This window comes from Bradyrhizobium sp. USDA 3650 (assembly GCF_054057395.1).
This window is the reverse complement of the sequence record NZ_JBSRZG010000001.1, coordinates 3550103-3569991: the sequence shown is the minus strand read 5'-3', so window position 1 is coordinate 3569991 and position 19889 is coordinate 3550103. Positions and strand designations below refer to the sequence as shown.

13 protein-coding genes and 1 pseudogene are annotated in these 19889 nt (G+C 64.8%); 8 read left to right on the top strand and 6 right to left on the bottom strand.

Annotated features, from left to right (window positions below):
- The first annotated feature begins 25 nt into the window (after positions 1 to 25).
- The 6 genes and pseudogenes from pimC (at position 26) to ACVIN2_RS16545 (ending at position 8605) form a co-directional block, all read left to right on the top strand.
- Positions 26 to 1217, top strand: a pseudogene (gene pimC / locus ACVIN2_RS16570) (pimeloyl-CoA dehydrogenase large subunit).
- Between the two features lie 194 nt (positions 1218 to 1411).
- Positions 1412 to 2554, top strand: coding sequence for a pimeloyl-CoA dehydrogenase small subunit (pimD, locus tag ACVIN2_RS16565; protein WP_456766351.1), 1143 nt, complete (start codon positions 1412 to 1414; stop codon positions 2552 to 2554).
- A 149-nt stretch (positions 2555 to 2703) separates the two neighbouring features.
- Complete coding sequence (locus ACVIN2_RS16560) at positions 2704 to 3477, top strand: SDR family NAD(P)-dependent oxidoreductase (RefSeq protein ID WP_456766350.1); 774 nt, start codon at positions 2704 to 2706, stop codon at positions 3475 to 3477.
- A 271-nt stretch (positions 3478 to 3748) separates the two neighbouring features.
- Positions 3749 to 5254, top strand: a complete 1506-nt coding sequence (gene glpK / locus ACVIN2_RS16555) for a glycerol kinase GlpK (protein WP_456766349.1) — start codon at positions 3749 to 3751, stop codon at positions 5252 to 5254.
- A gap of 118 nt (positions 5255 to 5372) precedes the next feature.
- Positions 5373 to 7820 (top strand): penicillin acylase family protein, encoded by a 2448-nt coding sequence (locus ACVIN2_RS16550; protein WP_456766348.1) that lies wholly within the window; start codon positions 5373 to 5375, stop codon positions 7818 to 7820.
- Positions 7821 to 8011: 191 nt separating this feature from the next.
- Positions 8012 to 8605, top strand: a complete 594-nt coding sequence (locus ACVIN2_RS16545) for a GNAT family N-acetyltransferase (protein ID WP_456766347.1) — start codon at positions 8012 to 8014, stop codon at positions 8603 to 8605.
- Positions 8606 to 8758: 153 nt separating this feature from the next.
- On the opposite strand, the gene ACVIN2_RS16540 is transcribed toward ACVIN2_RS16545, so the two are convergent.
- Together ACVIN2_RS16540 and ACVIN2_RS16535 are read right to left on the bottom strand one after the other, a co-directional pair.
- Positions 8759 to 9337 (bottom strand): hypothetical protein, encoded by a 579-nt coding sequence (locus ACVIN2_RS16540; RefSeq protein WP_456766346.1) that lies wholly within the window; start codon positions 9335 to 9337, stop codon positions 8759 to 8761.
- Between the two features lie 54 nt (positions 9338 to 9391).
- The gene (locus ACVIN2_RS16535) at positions 9392 to 10339 is read right to left on the bottom strand and encodes a threonine/serine dehydratase (RefSeq protein WP_456766345.1); all 948 of its coding nucleotides are present in this window, start codon (positions 10337 to 10339) and stop codon (positions 9392 to 9394) included.
- A gap of 157 nt (positions 10340 to 10496) precedes the next feature.
- Here ACVIN2_RS16535 and ACVIN2_RS16530 point away from each other — a divergent pair, with 157 nt between their 5' ends.
- Positions 10497 to 11126, top strand: coding sequence for a glutathione S-transferase family protein (locus tag ACVIN2_RS16530; protein ID WP_456766344.1), 630 nt, complete (start codon positions 10497 to 10499; stop codon positions 11124 to 11126).
- Positions 11127 to 11353: 227 nt separating this feature from the next.
- Here the strand turns inward: ACVIN2_RS16530 and ACVIN2_RS16525 are convergent, their stop codons facing one another.
- The 3 genes from ACVIN2_RS16525 to metF all read right to left on the bottom strand — a co-directional run bounded on the left by ACVIN2_RS16525 (position 11354) and on the right by metF (position 17560).
- Positions 11354 to 12361 (bottom strand): DUF3592 domain-containing protein, encoded by a 1008-nt coding sequence (locus tag ACVIN2_RS16525; RefSeq protein ID WP_456766343.1) that lies wholly within the window; start codon positions 12359 to 12361, stop codon positions 11354 to 11356.
- A gap of 408 nt (positions 12362 to 12769) precedes the next feature.
- Positions 12770 to 16633 (bottom strand): methionine synthase, encoded by a 3864-nt coding sequence (gene metH, locus ACVIN2_RS16520; RefSeq protein WP_456766342.1) that lies wholly within the window; start codon positions 16631 to 16633, stop codon positions 12770 to 12772.
- 6 nt (positions 16634 to 16639) lie between these two features.
- The gene (metF, locus tag ACVIN2_RS16515; protein WP_456766341.1) at positions 16640 to 17560 is read right to left on the bottom strand and encodes a methylenetetrahydrofolate reductase [NAD(P)H]; all 921 of its coding nucleotides are present in this window, start codon (positions 17558 to 17560) and stop codon (positions 16640 to 16642) included.
- 396 nt (positions 17561 to 17956) lie between these two features.
- On the opposite strand from metF, the gene ACVIN2_RS16510 reads away from it, so the two are divergent.
- Entirely contained in the window at positions 17957 to 18970 is a 1014-nt protein-coding gene (locus ACVIN2_RS16510; protein ID WP_456766340.1) for an LLM class flavin-dependent oxidoreductase, read from the top strand.
- Between the two features lie 69 nt (positions 18971 to 19039).
- Here ACVIN2_RS16510 and ACVIN2_RS16505 read toward each other — a convergent pair whose 3' ends face one another.
- The gene (locus tag ACVIN2_RS16505; RefSeq protein WP_247406242.1) at positions 19040 to 19885 is read right to left on the bottom strand and encodes a prephenate dehydratase; all 846 of its coding nucleotides are present in this window, start codon (positions 19883 to 19885) and stop codon (positions 19040 to 19042) included.
- Between the last annotated feature and the right edge of the window lie 4 nt (positions 19886 to 19889).

The window sequence follows — 19889 nt, the reverse complement described above, 5'->3', positions numbered from 1 at the left end:
GGGACGACAAGGGTAGGAGGATCCGATGGATCTCGCATTCACGAAGGAAGAGCAGGCGTTTCGCGAGGAAGTGCGGTCATTCTTCCGCGACAACGTGCCGCCGGATACGCGGCGCAAGCTGGTCGAGGGCCGCCACCTCTCGAAGGACGAGATGGTGACGTGGTGGCGCATCCTCAACAAGAAGGGCTGGGGCGTCAGCCACTGGCCGAAGCAATATGGCGGCACGGGGTGGACCTCCGTGCAGCACTACATTTTCAACGAGGAGCTGCAGTCCTATCCGGCGCCGCAGCCGCTCGCCTTCGGCGTCAGCATGGTCGGTCCTGTCATCTACACCTTCGGCAATGAAGAGCAGAAGAAGCAGTATCTGCCCCGCATCGCCAATGTCGACGATTGGTGGTGCCAGGGTTTCTCCGAGCCCGGCTCCGGCTCCGACCTCGCCTCGCTCAAGACCAAGGCCGAGCGCAAGGGCGACAAGTGGATCATCAACGGCCAGAAGACCTGGACCACGCTCGCCCAGCACGCCGACATGATCTTCTGCCTCTGTCGCACCGATCCCTCCGCCAAGAAGCAGATGGGCATCTCCTTCATCGTGTTCTCGATGAAGTCCAAGGGAGTCACGGTGCGCCCGATCCAGACCATCGACGGCGGCGTCGAGGGTCAACGAGGTCTTCTTCGACGACGTCGAAGTGCCCATCGAGAACCTGATCGGCGAGGAGAACAAGGGCTGGGATTACGCGAAATTCCTGCTCGGCAATGAGCGCACCGGCATCGCGCGCGTCGGCGTCTCCAAGGAGCGGCTCCGCCGCATCCGCGATCTCGCCGGCAAGGTTGAATCCGGCGGCAAGCCGATCATCCAGGACGCGGCCTTCCGCGACAAGCTCGCGGCCTGCGAGATCGAGCTCAAGGCGCTCGAACTGACGCAGCTCCGCGTCGTCGCCGACGAAGGCAAGCACGGCAAGGGCAAGCCCAATCCGGCTTCCTCCGTGCTGAAGATCAAGGGCTCCGAGATCCAGCAGACCACCACCGAGTTGCTGATGGAAGTGATCGGCCCGTTCGCAGCACCCTACGACGTGCACGGCGATGACGGCTCGAACGAAGCCATGGACTGGACCGCCCAGATCGCGCCGAGCTACTTCAACAACCGCAAGGTCTCGATCTACGGCGGCTCCAACGAGATCCAGCGCAACATCATCGCCAAGGCGGTGCTGGGGCTGTGATGCTCTCTTCTTTCCCCCTCTCCCCGTTCTTACGGGGAGAGGGAGGGGTGAGGGGCCTCTCTCCGAGCAGGGACTGTCGAGAGAGCGGTACCCCCTCACCCGACACGCTTCGCGTGTCGACCTCTCCCCGCAAGCGGGGCGAGGTGAAGAAGAGCCCCACGCAATGCTGACACCAGTGACTTGAGGAAACAGAAATGGATTTTGATCTGAACGAGGAGCAACGCCTTCTCAAGGAAAGCATCGACGGCCTCTTGACCGATTCCTACGATTTCGAGAGCCGCAAGAAGTACATGAAGGAGAAGGGCGGCTGGAGCCGGACCGTCTGGGGCAAGCTCGCTGAGCAGGGCCTGCTCGGTCTGCCCTTCGCGGAGGCCGATGGCGGCTTCGGCGGCGGCGGCGTCGAGACCATGATCGTGATGGAGGCGCTCGGCAAGGCACTGGTGCTCGAGCCTTATCTCGCGACCGTCGTGATCGGCGGCGGCTTCCTGCGCCATGCGGGCAGCGATGCGCAGAAGGCCGCGCATGTGCCCGGCATCGTCGACGGCAGCAAGACGCTTGCGTTTGCCCAGCTCGAGAAGAACTCGCGCTACGATCTCTTCGACGTCACCACGACGGCGAAGAAGAAGGGCGAGGGTTGGGTCATCGACGGCGAGAAATTCGTCGTGCTCAACGGCGAGAACGCGGATACCCTGATCGTGACTGCGCGCACCAAGGGCGAGCGCCGCGACAAGAGCGGCATCGGCGTGTTCCTGGTTCCGGCCGATGCCAAGGGCGTCGCCAAGAAATCGTACCCGACCCAGGACGGCCTGCACGCCGCCGACATCACCTTCACCGGCGTCGAAATCGGCGCCGATGCAGTGCTCGGCAATCCCGACGATTCGCTCGCGCTGATCGAGCGTGTGGTCGACGAAGCCCGCATCGCGCTCTGCGCCGAAGCGGTCGGCCTGATGGACGAGTCGCTCAAGACCACCGTCGAGTACATCAAGACGCGCAAGCAGTTCGGTGTCGCGATCGGCTCGTTCCAGAGCCTCCAGCACCGCGCCTCCGACATGTTCGTCGCCGCCGAGCAGGCGCGATCGATGTCGATGTTCGCGACCATGGCTGCTGATTTCGAGGACGCCAAGGAGCGCAGCAACGCCGTTGCCGCGGCCAAGGTGCAGATCGGCAAGTCGCTGAAGTTCGTCGGACAGCAGGCGATCCAGCTCCACGGCGGCATCGGCATGACCATGGAGGCGAAGATCGGCCACTACTTCAAGCGCCTGACCATGATCGAGAACTCGTTCGGCGACACCGACTACCACCAGCGCCGCGTCGCGGACGGCGGCGGGTTGATCTAAGCCGCAAGGTCGCTGTCATCCCCCGCGCAGGCGGGGGATCCAGTACGCTGAGGCTTCTCGGTTCTAGCCGTGCCGTCTCTGGAATACTGGATCGCCCGGTCGAGCCGGGCGATGACGACCGAACAAGTGGCCTCAACGGAGCAACAACAATGAAAAACACCCCGTTCGATCTCACCGGCAAGGTTGCCGTGGTCACCGGCTCCAGCCGCGGCATCGGTCGCTCCTCCGCCGAGCTGCTTGCAAAGCTCGGCGCCAAAGTGGTGGTCTCCTCGCGCAAGGCCGATGCCTGCAAGGCAGTCGCCGACGGCATCAAGGCGGCTGGCGGTGACGCCACCGTCATCCCCTGCAACATCGCGCGCAAGCAAGAGGTCGAGGCGCTGATCGCGGGTGCGACCAAGCACTACGGCAAGATCGACATCCTCGTCTGCAACGCCGCCGTCAACCCGTATTACGGCCCGCTGCTCGACATCACCGACGAGGCCTTCGACAAGATCATGGGCAGCAACGTCAAGAGCAACATCTGGCTTTCGGCGCTGGCGATCCCGCAGATGGCCGAGCGCGGCAACGGCTCCGTCGTCATCATCTCCTCGATCGGGGGCTTGCGCGGCTCGACCGTGATCGGCGCCTACGGCATCTCCAAGGCCGCCGACTTCGCGCTGTGTCGTTCGCTCGCCGGCGAATGGGGCCCGAAAGGCGTCCGCGTCAACTGCATCGCGCCCGGCCTCGTGAAAACCGATTTCGCCCGCGCGCTGTGGGAAGACGAAGCAAATCTAAAACGCCGCACCGCCACCACGCCTCTTCGCCGCATCGGCGAACCCGACGAAATCGCCGGCGCAGTCGCCTACCTCGCCTCCGACGCGTCGAGCTTCATGACCGGACAGACCATCGTCATCGATGGCGGCGTGACCACGGCGGCGGCGTAGGTCTCTCAGCTCGTCGTCCCGGCCTAGTGCGCAATTGCGCACGGGGGGCCGGGACCCAAAACCACAGGGAGTGGTTTGGCGAAGACTGGTCATGCTGGATCGGCATCGTGCGCAATCGATGAATCACGCGGTATGGGTCCCGGCCTTCGCCGGGACGACAGCTGAGCCCGTCTTGACCTTCCCGCCCTAATCCGCTCCCTTTGGCGCGACACAATCTCCCCACACCGGACAACGCCGGGACAACGCCAAAGAAACCCCAAGGTTTGCTTCCATGTCTTTCGTCCTTGCCATCGACCAGGGCACCACCTCCTCGCGCGCGATCGTGTTTCGCGGCGACATATCCATTGCGGCGAAGGCGCAGGCCGAGTTTCCGCAGCATTTCCCGGCCTCGGGCTGGGTCGAGCACGAGCCCGAGGACATCTGGACCTCCACCGTATCGGTCTGCCGCGACGCGATCGCGCAGGCCGGCATCAGCGCAAAGGACATCGCCGCGATCGGGATCACCAACCAGCGCGAGACCACCGTGGTGTGGGACCGCGCCACCGGGCAGGCCGTGCACCGCGCCATCGTCTGGCAGGACCGCCGTACCGCCGACATCTGCGCCAGACTGAAAGCCGACGGCCGCGAGCCCGTGATCTCGCAGAAGACCGGCCTGATCATCGATCCCTATTTCTCCGGCACCAAGGTCGCCTGGATTCTCGACCACGTCCCCGGCGCACGGGCGCGCGCCGCCCGCGGCGAATTGATGTTCGGCACCGTCGATTGCTATCTGCTGTGGCGCCTCACCGGCGGCAAGGTGCATGCCACCGACGCCACCAACGCCTCGCGCACGCTGCTGTTCAACATCCACACCGGCGAGTGGGACGACGAGCTCTTGGAGATCATCGGCGTGCCGCGCTCGATGCTGCCCGAGGTGAAGGATTCCTCCGCCCGTTTCGGCGAGAGCACGCCGGACCTGTTCGGCGGCGCGATTGCGATCTCCGGCATCGCCGGCGACCAGCAGGCCGCGACCATCGGCCAGGCCTGCTTCCGCCCGGGCATGATGAAATCCACCTACGGCACCGGCTGCTTCGCCCTGCTCAACACCGGCACCACGCCGGTGGCCTCGAAGAACAAGCTGCTCACCACCATCGCCTACCAGCTCGGCGGCAAACGCACCTACGCGCTCGAAGGCTCGATCTTCGTCGCGGGCTCGGCGGTGCAATGGCTGCGCGACGGCCTCGGCATCATCAAGCACGCCGCCGAGACCGGACCGCTCGCCGATCAGTCCGACTCCATGCAGAGCGTCTATCTGGTGCCGGCCTTCGTTGGCATGGGCGCGCCATACTGGAATCCGCGCGTCCGCGGCGCGCTGTTCGGCCTCACCCGCAACACCGGCCCGGCCGAGCTCGCCCACGCCGCGCTGGAAAGTGTCTGCTACCAGACTTTTGACCTTTGGGCCGCAATGCGCGCGGACTGGCCGAGCTCGGAAACGGCAAGCGTCGTGCTCCGCGTCGACGGCGGCATGACCGCGTCCGACTGGACCATGCAGCGCCTCGCCGACCTGCTCGACGCGCCGGTCGACCGCCCGGTGATCCAGGAGACCACGGCGCTGGGTGCCGCCTATCTCGCGGGCCTCCAGGCCGGCGTCTATCCCGAGCCGACCAAATTCGCCGACAACTGGCGCCTCGAGCATCGCTTCAAGCCCAACATGAGCCAGGCGACGAGGGAGCGGAAGCTGGCGGGCTGGGCGCGGGCGGTGAAGGGCGTGCTCGCGAGCGACGAGGGCGACGGCTAGGCGGATCTCGTAGCCTGGATGGAGCGCAGCGAAATCCGGGGTTCTCCATGGCACGATTCCCGGATTGCGCTGCGCTCCATCCGGGCTACAAGAAACAGCAACAAAGGGAGCACCAACAATGAACACGGATTTCAACCGGGTCATGCAGAAGCTTTATGGCGCAGCGATCTGCGCCGCGCTGCTCACCTCGACCGCCATTGCGCGTGAGAAGCCGGACCCGCTCGGAAGCGCGCGTCAGGTCAAGACCGACGTCGCCGGTCTCAACGCTCCCGCGCAGATTCTGGTCGATGTCTGGGGCATCCCTCACATCTATGCAGGCAATGAGCATGACCTGTTTTTCCTGCAAGGCTTCAACGCCGCGCGTGACCGGCTCTGGCAGATCGATCTCTGGCGCAAGCGCGGGCTTGGTCTGCTGGCCAAGGATTTCGGCCCGGCCTATGCCGAACAGGACAAGGCGCTGCGGCTCTTTCTCTATCGCGGCGATATGAATGCGGAATGGGCGGCTTACGGCCCCAAGGGAAAGACCTACGCGGAGGCATTCGTCGCCGGGGTCAACGCCTATGTCGCCGACGTGCGCGCGGGCAAGCGCCCGCTGCCGATCGAGTTCAGGATCGCCGGCACCAGGCCGGATCCATGGACGGCGGATGACATCGTCCGCATCCGCAGCCACGGCTTGACGCGCAATGTCGCCTCCGAGGTCAAGCGCTCCTTGGTCGCCTGCGCGGCCGGCCTCGATGCCGATCGCTTTCGCGTCAAGCTCGAGCCGGCGTGGACGACGAAGGTGCCGGATGGTCTCGATCCCTGCAGCGTACCGAAGGCCGTGCTGGCGCCTTACGATCTGGCGACGCGCCCGGTCGCCTTTGCCGCGCCGAAAGATCGCCAGGCCGCACTCGCGCACGATCCGGACAAGTACCTCACCGAGGCCGACCTGCAACGCGATACCATCGGCTCCAACAATTGGGTGATCGCGGCCTCGCGGACCGCGACGGGACGGCCGATCCTCGCCAACGATCCGCATCGCGAGCACAGCGTGCCGTCGCTGCGCTACATCGTCGGCCTCAATGCGCCCGGCCTCTCCGTGATCGGCGCGGGCGAGCCGGCGCTGCCCGGCATCTCGATCGGCCACAACGGCACCATCGCCTTCGGTCTCACCATCTTCAACGTCGACCAGGAAGACCTCTACGTCTACGAGCTCAATCCGCAGCACCCCAACCAGTACCGCTATGGCAGCGGCTGGGAGGACATGCGCATCGTGCACGAGAAGGAGCAGGTGAAAGGCGAAGCCGATCGCGACCTCGAGCTGAAATTCACCCGGCATGGTCCGGTGATCTATGTCGACGACGCCAACAAGCGTGCCTTCGCCGTGCGCTCGATCTGGTTCGAGCCCGGCACCTCGGCCTATTTCGGCTCCTCCGACTACATGACCGCGAAGGATTGGAACGGTTTCCTCGGCGCCATGCGGCGCTGGGGCGCGCCGTCCGAGAATCAGGTCTATGCGGACACCAAGGGCAATATCGGCTGGGTTGCCGCCGGCAAGACGCCGCGGCGCGCCAACTATGATGGCCTGATGCCGGTGCCCGGCGACGGCCGCTACGAATGGCAGGGTTTTCTCTCGCTCGACGAACTGCCCAAGGCCTATCAGCCCAAGCAGGGCTTTCTCGCCACCGCCAACCAGATGAACCTGCCGGCGGATTATCCTGTCAGCGAGCGCAAGGTCGGTTTCGAATGGGCGGACAGTGCGCGCTGGCAGCGCATCACCGAGGTGCTGCAGGCCAACAGCAAGGTGACGCTGGCCGATGCCATGGATCTGCAGAACGACGACACCACGATGCTGGGGCGGCGGCTGGTCAAGCTGCTGCAGCCGCTCACTTCGGACGATGCCAACGTGAAGAAAGGCCTCGAACTGCTCAAGCCGTGGGACGCGCGTGATGCCGCTGACAGCGCCGCTGCCGCATTGTTCGAGGTCTGGATCGCCAATCATCTTGGACCGGTACTGTTGAAGACCACGGCGCCCAAGGCCGCCGACCTGATCGCGCCCGAGGCGTCCAGCATTTCGGCGCTTGTCGCCTTCCTGGAATCTCCAGACGCGTCGTTTGGCTCCGATCCCGCCGCCGCCCGCGACCAGATCCTGCGCGACAGCCTTGGCGCCGCGGTGGCCGATGTGACAGCCAAGCTCGGGGCCGATTCCTCAACCTGGCGCTGGGGCCGCCTGCACGTCGCAAAATTCGACCATGCTCTGATGCCGCTTGCCGACAAGGCGACGGCCGCTCAGCTCTCGGTCGGTCCGCTGGCCTATGGCGGCGCCGCCAATGTGCCGCGCGCTGCCACCTATCGCCGCACCGATTATCAGCTGTTCGCCGGCGCCTCGTTCCGCATGGTGCTCGACGTCGGCAATTGGGATGCGAGCCGCACCATCAACACACCGGGCCAGTCGGGCGATCCCTTCAGCGGCCATTATCGCGACCTCGCGCCGCTCTGGGCGACCGGCCAGTATGTGCCGCTGCTCTACAGCCGCGCTGCGGTCGAGGCGGCGACGGCGGAGGCGATCACGCTGACGCCGCGGTGAATGAGGCGTATCCACAAACTCCGCCGTCGTCCTGGCGAAAGCCAGGACCCATAACCACCGAGCTAAGTTGTCTTGGACCGCTGGTCGCCCTAGCCTGCCGCAACGGCGACCAGCTGTGGTAATGGGTCCTGGCTTTCGCCAGGACGACCCGGAATGTGTGGCCGGCGTTCAGCTTCAAAGGGACGCATCCCATGATCCTCCCCGACGGCTATTCCGACATCCCCGCCGGCAAGATCGCTGCCGTCGTCACGCATCTCGAGATGACCGCGCGGCCGCCGCTGCGTGACGATCCCCTTGGCGCATGGACCCTGCGCAAGGTCGATACTCCCGCGCTTCATTGGTATCGCGACCTCCATCGCCGCGTCGGGGAGGAGTGGTTGTGGTTTTCGCGGGCGCGCATGAACGACGCCGAGCTCGCCGCAATCATCCATGCACCGGGCGTCGAGGTCTATGCGCTTGTCGTGGACGGCCACGATGAAGGTCTGCTGGAGCTGGACTTTCGCGAGGCCGGCCAATGCGAGCTCGTGTATTTCGGCGTCACCGCAAAACTGATCGGCAGTGGTGCCGCCCGTTTTATGATGAACCGCGCGCTTGAGCTCGCGTGGTCACGCGGCCTGTCTCGCGTCTGGGTGCACACCTGCACCTTCGACCATCCGTCCGCCGTCGCATTCTATCAGCGCTCGGGCTTCCGTCCGTTCCGCCGCCAGATCGAGATCGCCGACGACCCGCGGCTCGATGGCACGGCGGCACGGACGGCGGCGAAGCATGTGCCGATCATCGAATAGTGCGCAGCGGCCTCCCCACCGTCATTGCGAGGAGCCCTTGCGACGAAGCAATCCAGTCTGTTTCCGTGGAAAGATACTGGATCGCTTCGCTGCGCTCGCAATGACGGAGTGTGGCGCTGTCGTCGCGTTGCATTGGGGCTACGCGTGGCGGGATCACCGGATCACGCCAACACTCGGTTCCGGAAGATCATAGGCAGCGAGACACCACAATCGCTCGGTCAATGGCTGCACGGGCGGAGCATGCAGCTCTCCGTAGCTAGAGAGCAGCGGGAGGCTGGACTCCCATCGATGGATGACGAACACCACGCGATACTGTTTCGCCGCGGGCAGTCTTTGCTTGTAGTCGGTCTCGATCACCGTCTCGCCATCTGCGGTCAGGAACGTTTCGTTCCACGCCATCTCTGCGTGCCCTTCGGGGTTGGACGGATCGATTTGGGTAAAATCATGAGGATTGAACCGCGCGTCCGGATTCGCCACGAACACCTCGAGAATTACAGCGTCATCCATGTAACCTCGTAGATTGTCTTCCAATTTCCGCCGCTCCTCACCAGTCAGAGGCACTATTTCATCGCCCCTGCCGACTTTCCGCAGCAGAGACTTTACCTCTTCGCTGAAATTGGGGGGATCGTGTGAGTCGATCAATTCCCGGACGAAACGGGCATAGGCAGCATTGTCAGCGCTGAAGGAGTAGGCGCCCAGGAGAGTGAGTGAGGGAGGCTGGTCAGCAGTCAAATCGCTCTGCTCCGTGCGGCGATGAGTCCGTGGTACCCGATTATGCGAAGCTCGCTAGCCGTTGAAATTGACTGCCGTGGTGTTGGCACCACAAACCAGCACCGCGACCCGCTCGCCGGGTGAGGGACGATAGCGACCGGAGAGCAAGGCGGCAAAGGCGGCCGCGCCACCAGGCTCGGCTACCAGGCGCAGGCTCGACCACAACGCCGACTGCGCCTGCCTGATCGCATCGTCGGTAACCAGGACGACGCGCTCGACATGGGCCCGCGCAATCGGAAACATCAATTGCCCGACACGTCGCGGGGCGAGGCTGTCGGCAGCAATGCCACCCGCGGGCGCATCGACCGGCGCGCCCGCCGCGAAGGCGGCGTGAAGCGTGGGCGATTGCTCCGGCTCGACCGCGACGATGCGCGTCCTGCCGGCACTCCAGGCTGCCATACCACCGATCAGGCCGCCGCCGCCGACTGCAACCAGCACCGTGTCGATGCCCGCTGCATCCTGCTCCAGCTCCATGCCGACGCTGCCCTGACCGAGCAAGGTCTCGACCTGGTCGTAAGCATGCACCGCCATGGCGCCGGTCTGCGCGACATGGGTTTCGCTCGCGGCGAGCGCGTCGGCATAGCGGCTGCCCGCGACCACGAGTTTCGCGCCATAGCCTCTGATCCGCTCGGCCTTGGCCGGCGAGGTGATGTCGGGCACGAAGATCGTGGCGGGAACGCCGAGCCGCTGCGCCGCGTAAGCCACCGCCGCACCATGATTGCCGCCCGATGCGGCGACGACCCCGGCCTCCGGCACCTGCCGCAACAGCAGGTTGGCGAAGGCGCCGCGCGCCTTGAACGATCCGGAATGCTGCAGCATCTCGAGCTTGAAAATGACGGGCGAAGCCGGCAGGCCAAAATCGGCGAGATCGGCCTCAACGAGCGGCGTGCGCCGTATGTGCGGACGGATGACGGCCTCGGTCGCCGCGATCCGCTCCCGATTGATGTCCATTGTTGCTGCCATGATGCCGTCCTTGATAGCGCATCCGGCAGGCGCTGTCGCGGTGCCGTTGCATCCGGCGCAATGCTCCACTTCCATGATTTTGCTTGCGCCACTGCGGCCTTGCCGTGGAAACTGATCGACCCTGCCTCGTCCAAAAGCCAGAGAAGAGCGCAAAACCATGTTCCTGATCGGCCAATACGACTCCCCCTTCGTCCGCCGCGTCGCGATTGCGCTGCGGCTTTACGGGTTCGCCTTCGAGCATCGGCCGTGGTCGACCTTCGGCGATGCCGACAAGATCGCGCCCTATAATCCGCTGCGCAGGGTGCCGACGCTGGTGCTCGACGACGGTGAGGCGCTGATCGAGAGTACGGTCATCCTCGATTATCTCGACGAATTGGTAGGGCCGGAGAAGGCGATGCTGCCGCGCTCCGGCGCCGAGCGCCGGCGTCATTTGCGCATCTGCGCGCTCGCCTCCGGTCTCGGCGACAAGGCCGTGAGCCTGCTCTACGAGCGCGTGTTGCGGAAGGAGCAGCTTGCGCTGTGGGTCGAGCGGTGCGAGGCGCAGATCGCGGACGTGCTGGCAGCGCTGGAGGCCGAGCGCGCCAAGGTGACCACGCCATACTGGCTGGGCGAGCGCATCGGCCACGCCGACATTGCGGTGGCCTGCGTCGTGCGCTTCACCCGCGAGGCGCACCCGCTTCTGTTCGAGCCCTCGCGCTATCCGGCGCTGTCGGCGCATGCCGACGCGTGCGAGGCGCTGGCGCCGTTCCAGGAGATCGTGCAGCCACTGTCACCGCCGAAGGGGTGAGGCTTTTTCAATCTCTCCCGCGGGCGGCAGGGCAATCGCAGTTGAAGAAGCATATGGCTGGAAGCTCGGCTGCGGCCATCCTTCGAGACGCCCGCCTGCGGCGGGCCCTCAGGATGAGGGGGTACGTATGCGGCAGCATTTTCAACGCAGGTGGATGCAGCTGAGCCTCATCCTGAGGAGGCCGCGAAGCGGTCGTCTCGAAGGACGAGGCGCTCGCTCAGGCGCCGCTACGCGAACCCGACCTTGATCAGGATCATCAGGAAAAGGCCGCCGACGACCGCGCAGACCGCGGCGCCGATCAGCGGCCCCAGCGCGCCTTTCCGGCTTGCGGGCTCCAGCACGGCCTGCCCCGGCTGGTCCGGATCGTAATAGACCTTAACGCTCTTCCCGGGCCGGTATTTCGCCGCGCCCTCTTCGGCGACCTCGCGCAGCCCGGAGATCATGGTGCCGTTCCAATCGACTTCGGTGCCGATGAAGTCGCGCTTGCCGACCCTGTAGGCGTAGCGCAAGTCGACCTGATAGCGGTGGACGAGCTTTGACGTCGTCGGTCGATTGTCGTGCTCGGTCTTCTCCTCGACGATTTCCTCGATCACGTCGCAATGGGTGATCCTGCCGGCAGCGGTCGGCCAGCGCAGGCTGGCGCTCGCCAGCCGGCGCGTCCGGACATAATCGGCGGCGAGGAACACCCCGCCCACGAGCACGATGATCGGCACCGCGAACGCGAACAGCGGCACGCCCTTGTCGGCGTAGAGCACGTGGCCTGCGAACGAATGCGCGGTCAGCGTGGCGGCGATGATGCCGAACACCATTGTGAACGCCACCAGTGCTGCGACGTTCTGCGCGGCGGCGGGCTCCAGCAGCGCCTCGGTCGGTTGCTTCGGATCGACGTGGACGTCGACATGGGCGCCGACCGGATAGCGTCCGGTCAGTTTTGCGGCCAGGACCCTCGTGGTGATGACGGTGCCGCCAACAAAGACCTTGTCGCCTTCCAGCTCCTGGCCGCCGGCCTGATAGCGGTAGCGGATGATGGGCTTGGCGTCGTTCCGATCGTCCGAGGAATGCGTCGCCGGCTGGTCGACCTGGGAGACCGTGATGATGCCCTCCACCTTGTCCCAGCTCCGCGCCGCCACCATCCGGCCTCGCATGCGGATCAGATTGAACAGCGTCAATCCAAACAGCAGCACGGCGATGCCGGCGGCAATCTGGGTCCACATCAATTGTTGGGCGTTCAGCATCCGATTCCCCTGCACTTCGGCGGCGACCGCCATTGGTCGCGGTGAACGCGCGTTGCGTTCACGGCATGGTGGGTCGTGGGGGGCGCAACGCTCCGCGAGAATGCGAAACGTTTGGATATGTGAGTTGGAGAGGCGATGCCCTTGCCCACACTCCGTCATTGCGAGCGCAGCGAAGCAATCCAGAATCTCTCCGCGGAGACACACTGGATTGCTTCGCTGCGCTCGCAATGACGAGATCGGGGTGGAGAGCCTCTACCGTTCAACGGGCGAGGTCTGCGATGATGAAACAATACAGGTGTTTTGCCCGACGGAGCAAGTCTTTTTCGGGTAAGAAGAAATTCTGCAGGCTTTTCAACCCCATCGCTACTGTGCATGGGGTTGTTTTCGCATTTTTTGTTTGAAGGGTGCTTAGCCTGCGCCCGCGCGCTTCTTCTGCCAGACCAGATGCACCGCGCAGGTGCAGCCCGGCGGATGCGAGGCAAGCTCCTTCGATGTCTCGTCATTGGCCGGCGTTGCCGCGAACGCCGCCTTGTCGCTCGCGCCCTCTCGCGCCGGAATGTAGTTCAGGATCGGCGCGAGCCAGCGCTCGGTCTCGGCGACGCTCATGCCCTTGCGCGCGGCATAATCCTCGACCTGATCGCGCTCGATCTTGCCGACGCCGAAATAATAGCTCTCGGGGCTAGCGAGATAGAGCCCCGACACGGAGGAGCCCGGCCACATCGCAAAGCTCTCGGTCAGCTTCACGCCGGCGGTGTTTTCGGCGTCGAGCAGCTCGAACAGCGTGGCCTTCTCCGTGTGATCGGGCTGCGCGGGATAGCCGGGAGCGGGACGGATGCCCTGGTACTTTTCGAGGATCAACTCGTCGGTCGAGAGCGTCTCGTCCGGCGCATAGGCCCAGAACTCGCGGCGGACGCGGGCATGCATGCGCTCGGCGAAGGCTTCGGCGAGGCGGTCGGCCAGCGCTTTGCACAGGATCGAGGAGTAGTCGTCATTGGCCATCTTGAAACGGTCGGCGACCACATCCTCGCCGATGCCGGCGGTGACGACGAAGCCGCCGACATAATCGGGCACGCCGGTGGTGGCGGGCGCGACGAAGTCGGACAGCGCGGCGTTGAAACGGCCCTCGCGCTTATCGAGCTGCTGGCGCAGCGTGTGCAGCGTCGCGATCGTCCTGGTCCGGCTCTCGTCGGCATAGAGCACGATGTCGTCGCCCTGCGCATGGGCCGGCCAGAAGCCGACGGTGGCCCGCGCGCGGAACCATTTCTCCTTGACGATCAGGTCGAGCATCTTGCGCGCGTCGTCGTAGAGCGAGCGCGCGACTTCGCCGACCTTGGCATCGCTAAGGATGGCGGGGAAGCGCCCGGCGAGCTCCCAGGTCTGGAAGAACGGCGTCCAGTCGATATAGGGCACGAGCTCGGCGAGATCGTAGTCGTCGAAGCTCCTGGTGCCAAGGAAGGTCGGCTTCACCGGCTTGTTCGCAGCGAAGTCGACCGGCACGCGGTTGGCGCGGGCGGTCGCCAGCTTCAGCCGCTTCTTGTCGGCCTGGGCGCGCATATGCGCATCCGAGATCTTGGCGTATTCGGCCCGAACTTCGGCGGCATAGGCCTCGCGCCTCTCGGGCGACAGCAGAGCAGACGCAACACCAACCGCGCGGCTGGCGTCGTTGACATGCACCACGGGGCCGGCGCGATAGCTCGGGTCGATCTTCACCGCGGTATGCACGCGGCTTGTGGTGGCGCCGCCGATCAGTAGCGGCAGCTTGAGGCCTTCGCGCTGCAATTCTGCGGCGAAGAACGCCATCTCGTCGAGCGAGGGCGTGATCAGGCCGGACAGCCCGACGATGTCGGCCTTCTCCGCCTTTACGGTCTCGACGATCTTGGCCGCCGGTACCATCACGCCGAGATCGATGACCTCGTAATTGTTGCACTGGAGCACGATGCCGACGATGTTCTTGCCGATATCGTGGACGTCGCCCTTGACGGTCGCGAGCACGATCTTGCCGGCGGACGATGAGCCTTCCGTGCCGATGCCGTTGGCGAGATTGCGCGCCTTCTCCTCTTCCATGAACGGCATCAGCCAGGCGACAGCCTGCTTCATCACGCGGGCCGACTTCACCACCTGCGGCAGGAACATCTTGCCGTCGCCGAAGAGATCGCCGACCACGTTCATGCCGGCCATCAGCGGACCCTCGATCACGTCGAGCGGGCGCTTCGAGGCCTTGCGTGCCTCCTCGGTATCCTGCTCGATGAACTCGGTGATGCCGTGCACCAATGCGTGCGACAGCCGCTTCGCCACCGGCCATTCGCGCCAGGCGAGATCGGCTTCCTTGGTCTGGGTCTTGTTGCCGCGGAATCTTTCCGCGAGCGCCAGCAGACGCTCGGACGCACCGGGGTCGCGGTTGAGGATGACGTCCTCGCACACCTGGCGCAATTCGGGATCGATGTCGTCATAGACGATCATCTGCCCGGCATTGACGATGCCCATGTCCATGCCGGCCTTGATGGCGTGATACAGGAACACCGAATGCATGGCCTCGCGCACCGGCTCGTTGCCGCGGAACGAGAACGACAAATTGGACACGCCGCCCGAGATATGCGCGCCCGGCAGATTCTTGCGAATCCAGCGCGTCGCCTCGATGAAGTCGACGCCGTAATTGTTGTGTTCCTCGATGCCGGTTGCGATCGCGAAAATATTCGGATCGAAGATGATGTCTTCCGGCGGGAAGCCGACGCGGTTCACGAGGATGTCGTAGGCGCGCTTGCAGATCTCGGTCTTGCGGGCGAACGTGTCGGCCTGGCCGACCTCGTCGAACGCCATCACCACGACGGCCGCGCCGTGGCGGCGGGCGATCTTGGCCTCGTGAATGAACTTGTCCTCGCCTTCCTTCATCGAGATCGAGTTGACGACCGGCTTGCCCTGCACGCATTTCAGGCCGGCCTCGATCACCGAGAATTTCGAGCTGTCGACCATCACGGGAACGCGGGCGATGTCGGGCTCGGCGGCGACGAGGTTGAGGAAGGTCACCATCGCGGCTTCCGAATCCAGAAGACCCTCGTCCATGTTGACGTCGATGATCTGCGCGCCGTTCTCGACCTGGTCGCGCGCGACCTGCAGCGCGGCGGTGTAGTCGCCGGCGGTGACCAGCTTGCGGAAACGGGCGGAGCCGGTGACGTTGGTGCGCTCGCCGACGTTCACGAAAGGAATGGCGTCGGTCAGGATGAACGGCTCGAGGCCGGAGAGCCGCAAGCGAGGTTCGATCTCCGGCACGATGCGCGGCTTGTGCGGAGCAACCGCAGCCGCAATCGCCGCGATATGATCCGGCGTGGTGCCGCAGCAGCCGCCGACGATGTTGACGAGGCCATCACGCGCGAATTCGCCGACCAGGCGCGCCATGTATTCCGGGGTCTCGTCATACTGGCCGAACTCGTTGGGCAGGCCGGCATTGGGATAGGCACAAACAAGCGTGTCGGCGACGCGGCCGATATCGGCGATATGCGCGCGCAGATCTTCCGCGCCGAGCGCGCAGTTGAAACCGATGGTGACGGGCTTGGCGTGCTGCACCGAATGCCAGAACGCTTCCGGCAACTGGCCGGACAGCAGGCGGCCGGACTTGTCGGTGATGGTGCCCGACACCATCACGGGCATGTCGATGCGGCGCTCCTCGGTGATCTCGGCGATCGCGTAGAGCGCCGCCTTGGCGTTGAGCGTGTCGAAGATGGTCTCGACCAGCAGCAGATCGACGCCGCCGTCGAGCATGCCGTTGATCTGCTCGCCATAGGATTTGCGCAGATCGTCGAACGTGACGGCGCGGTAGCCGGGATTGGACACGTCGGGCGAGATCGAGGCGGTGCGGTTGGTCGGCCCGATGGCGCCGGCGACGAAGCGCGGCTTGCCGTCCTCGGCCTCGACGCGGCGCGCGGCGTTGCCGGCGAGGCGGGCGCCTTCGCGCGCCATCTCGTAGACGATGTCGGCGAGATCGTAATCGGCCTGGGCAATTGAGGTTGTGGAGAAGGTGTTGGTGGCGACGATGTCGGCGCCGGCACGCAAGTAAGCGGCGTGGATGTCCTCGATCGCCTGCGGCTGGGTCAGGATCAGGAGATCGTTGTTGCCGCGCAAATCGCGATGGAAGTCCTTGAAGCGCTCGCCGCGAAAGGCGGCCTCGTCGAACTGGAGGTTCTGGATCATCGTGCCCATGGCGCCGTCGAGCACGAGAATGCGCTCGCGCGCGGCGTTGAGAAGGGCGGTTCGCTTGGGAGAGGTGGATACGGTCATGCTGTCTTAAGCCGCCTTCTGCGCGCTCTTGGCGCGGATGCCGAGCAAATGGCTGATCGCGAACACGAGATCGGCGCGGTTCATGGTGTAGAAATGGAAGGTGTCGACGCCGTGCTTGGCGAGCTTCTGCACCTGGCCGGCGGCGACAGTGGCCGCCACCAGCTTGCGGGTCTCGGCGTCTTCATCGAGCCCCTCGAATTTCGCGGCGATCCAGTCCGGCACGGAGGTGCCGTTGCGGGTGACGAAATTGCGAGCCTGCTTGAAATTATGCATGGGCATGATGCCCGGCACGATCGGGATGTTGATCCCGCGCGCGCGCACGCGGTCGAGATAGCGGAAGTAGAGGTCGTTATCGAAGAACACCTGCGTGATCGCGCGGGTCGCGCCCGCATCGACCTTGGCCTGCAGCGTGTCGATGTCATCGTCGAAGTCGCGCGCCTCGGGATGCTTTTCGGGGTAGGCCGAGACCGACACCTCGATGTCGCCGTGCCGCTTCTTGATGCCGGCGACGAGGTCGGCGGAGCTCTGATAGCCGTCGGGATGGCTGGAATAGGCCGTGCCGATGCCGCCCGCGGGATCGCCGCGCAAGGCCACGATGTGGCGGACGCCGACCTCGTGATAGCGATCGACGATCTCGTCGATCTCCCCGCGCGAGGCGCCGACGCAGGTCAGATGCGCGGCCGGCAGCAGCGCGGTTTCTTTCAGGATGCGCGAGATGGTCGCGTGGGTGCGCTCACGGGTCGAGCCGCCGGCGCCATAGGTGACCGAGACGAATTTCGGGTCGAGCGGGGCCAGCCGGTTGATGGTGTCCCAGAGATTTCGCTCCATATCTTCGGTCTTGGGCGGAAAGAACTCGAAGGAAATCGCAGGCCGCTTCAGGTACCCGTCTTGCCCGTCGGTGCGGGCAGGCATCGTCGCGTCAGTCATGGGCACCACTCACTCCAAGGGCGCGCCGGGTCGCTGGCGGCCGGCGGTCAGGTCTACATTGGGAGAGGTCAAGATAAGCCAAAGCGGTCGCGCACGACAGCCCATCGCAGATGGGAAATGGCCCACTTTTGTTAATACTGTAGCAGGTGCGATGCCTTTTGAAGTCGAGGTGGGAAGAAGGTATTCAGCTATAATGATAGCTATATCAGTCACATAATCAGAATCTTCGGCCATTTCGCGCAAATTTCTGAAGTGGGCAGTGTGAAGGACATGTTATCAGACCAGTGTTTGTCCCAACGCCACGGCGCGGTCCGGCGCGCGAGCCCGCGGCCTGCACGTCAGACCTGCGCGCCCTGCCCATTGCCGCTGCGCCGCTCTCCACTACGTTAGCGCGCCATGATCCCGCTCTCAGTCCTCGACCTCTCCGTCGTCACCACAGGCACAAAGCCCGCCGCGGCACTGCGCAACAGCATCGACCTGGCCCGCCATGTCGACGGGCTCGGCTATGTCCGCTATTGGCTTGCCGAGCATCACAACCTCGCCTCTGTCGCGAGCCCGGCGCCCGACGTGATGATCGGGCAGATCGCGGCGGTGACGAAGCACATCCGCGTCGGCTCCGGTGGCGTGATGTTGCCCAATCACGCGCCGCTGGTCGTGGCCGAGCGCTTCAAGATGCTGGAGGCGTTGTTTCCCGGCCGGATCGACCTCGGCCTCGGCCGCGCCCCCGGCACTGACGGCGCCACGGCCTATGCGCTGCGCAGCCGGCTCGACCGCCGCGAAGGCGACGATTTCCTCGAGCGGCTGCACGAATTGATCTTGTGGCAGACCCGGGAATTCCCCTCTGGCCATCCCTACCACAACGTCGTCGCGATGCCGGACGATACGCCGTTGCCGCCGATCTGGCTGCTCGGCTCCAGCGATTATTCGTCGGAGCTCGCCGCGCAGGTCGGCATGGGCTTCGCATTCGCCCATCATTTTGCGTCCCACGATGCGATCGATGCGATGGTGCATTATCGCAATCGTTTTCAGCCCTCGGCCTGGAGTGCGCGCCCGCGCGCGATCCTCGCAGTCGCCGTCATCACGGCCGACACGGATGAGGAAGCCGAAAAGCTCGCCGCGTCTTTCGACCTCAACCGCCTGCGCCGCGACCGCGGTCAGTATCTTCCGTTGCCGAGCGTCGACGAGGCGCTGGCCTATCCCTATACCGACTCGGAGCGCACCTCGATCCGGCGCAACCGCTCGCGGCTGTTCGTCGGTAACCCGGCGACGGTGCAGAAGACGCTTCAGCCACTGATCGATGCAAGCAAGCCGGACGAGTTGATGGTGATCACCGCCGTGTACGATCACGAGGCGCGCAAGAAATCGTATTCGCTGCTGGCGGAGGCGTTCGGGCTTAAGGCGGTCGGATAAGGCTCTCACGTCTCTGCGCTGAGCAGCGTCTCGATCCCGGCTCGCGCTTCGCGCGTCCGGGACACGAAACTATTCCATCGTCGCGCGGAACGGGTGGCCTGGATACACGCCGACGATGCGGAATTCGCGCGAGAAGAATTTCAGCTCCTCGATCGCGAAAGCGAGGCCCTTGTCATCAGGGTGGCCGTCGACGTCGGCGTAAAACTGGGTGGCGAAGAAATTGCCGTCGACCATGTAGCTCTCGAGCTTGGTCATGTTGACGCCGTTGGTGGCAAACCCACCGAGCGCCTTGTAGAGCGCGGCTGGCAGATTGCGCACCCGGAACACAAAAGTCGTGACCAGCGGACCGGAGCCCTGGGCGGCCCATTTCGGTTCGCGCGCGAGCACCACGAAGCGCGTGGTGTTGTGGGCCTCGTCCTCGATGTCCTCGGCCAAAATGTCGAGGCCGTAAATCTTTGCGGCCAGGCGCGAGGCGATCGCGGCGACGGTCTTGTCGTTGCGCTCGGAAATGTCGCGGGCGCTGCCGGCGGTATCGGCGTGCACGATTGGCTTGATGCCAAGCTTGCGAATGATGCGCCGGCATTGGCCGAGCGCGTGCACGTGGCTCTCGACGCTCTTGATGTCCTCGAGCCTGGTCCCCTTCACCGCCATCAACTGATGCCGGACCGGCAGAAACCATTCGCCGATGATGAAGAGGCCGGAGGCCGGCAGCAAATGATGGATGTCGGCGACGCGGCCTGCGACCGAATTCTCGATCGGGATCATGCCGAGATCGGCTTCGCCGGACGAGATCGCCGACAAGGCGTCCTCGAAGGTGGCGCAGGGCATCGGCTCTGCGTCGGGATAGGCCTCGACGATGGCGATGTGCGAATTGGCGCCAGGCTCGCCCTGGAATGCAATTTTCAGCTTGCTCATGCTC

Coding starts and splice junctions, on each gene's coding strand:
- metH (WP_456766342.1), bottom strand. CDS start 16,633: ATGACCGTATCCACCTCTCCCAAGCGAACCGCCCTTCTCAACGCCGCG.
- ACVIN2_RS16535 (WP_456766345.1), bottom strand. CDS start 10,339: ATGGCAGCAACAATGGACATCAATCGGGAGCGGATCGCGGCGACCGAG.
- ACVIN2_RS16525 (WP_456766343.1), bottom strand. CDS start 12,361: ATGCTGAACGCCCAACAATTGATGTGGACCCAGATTGCCGCCGGCATC.
- metF (WP_456766341.1), bottom strand. CDS start 17,560: ATGACTGACGCGACGATGCCTGCCCGCACCGACGGGCAAGACGGGTAC.
- ACVIN2_RS16505 (WP_247406242.1), bottom strand. CDS start 19,885: ATGAGCAAGCTGAAAATTGCATTCCAGGGCGAGCCTGGCGCCAATTCG.
- pimD (WP_456766351.1), top strand. CDS start 1,412: ATGGATTTTGATCTGAACGAGGAGCAACGCCTTCTCAAGGAAAGCATC.
- glpK (WP_456766349.1), top strand. CDS start 3,749: ATGTCTTTCGTCCTTGCCATCGACCAGGGCACCACCTCCTCGCGCGCG.
- ACVIN2_RS16560 (WP_456766350.1), top strand. CDS start 2,704: ATGAAAAACACCCCGTTCGATCTCACCGGCAAGGTTGCCGTGGTCACC.
- ACVIN2_RS16550 (WP_456766348.1), top strand. CDS start 5,373: ATGAACACGGATTTCAACCGGGTCATGCAGAAGCTTTATGGCGCAGCG.
- ACVIN2_RS16510 (WP_456766340.1), top strand. CDS start 17,957: ATGATCCCGCTCTCAGTCCTCGACCTCTCCGTCGTCACCACAGGCACA.
- ACVIN2_RS16545 (WP_456766347.1), top strand. CDS start 8,012: ATGATCCTCCCCGACGGCTATTCCGACATCCCCGCCGGCAAGATCGCT.
- ACVIN2_RS16530 (WP_456766344.1), top strand. CDS start 10,497: ATGTTCCTGATCGGCCAATACGACTCCCCCTTCGTCCGCCGCGTCGCG.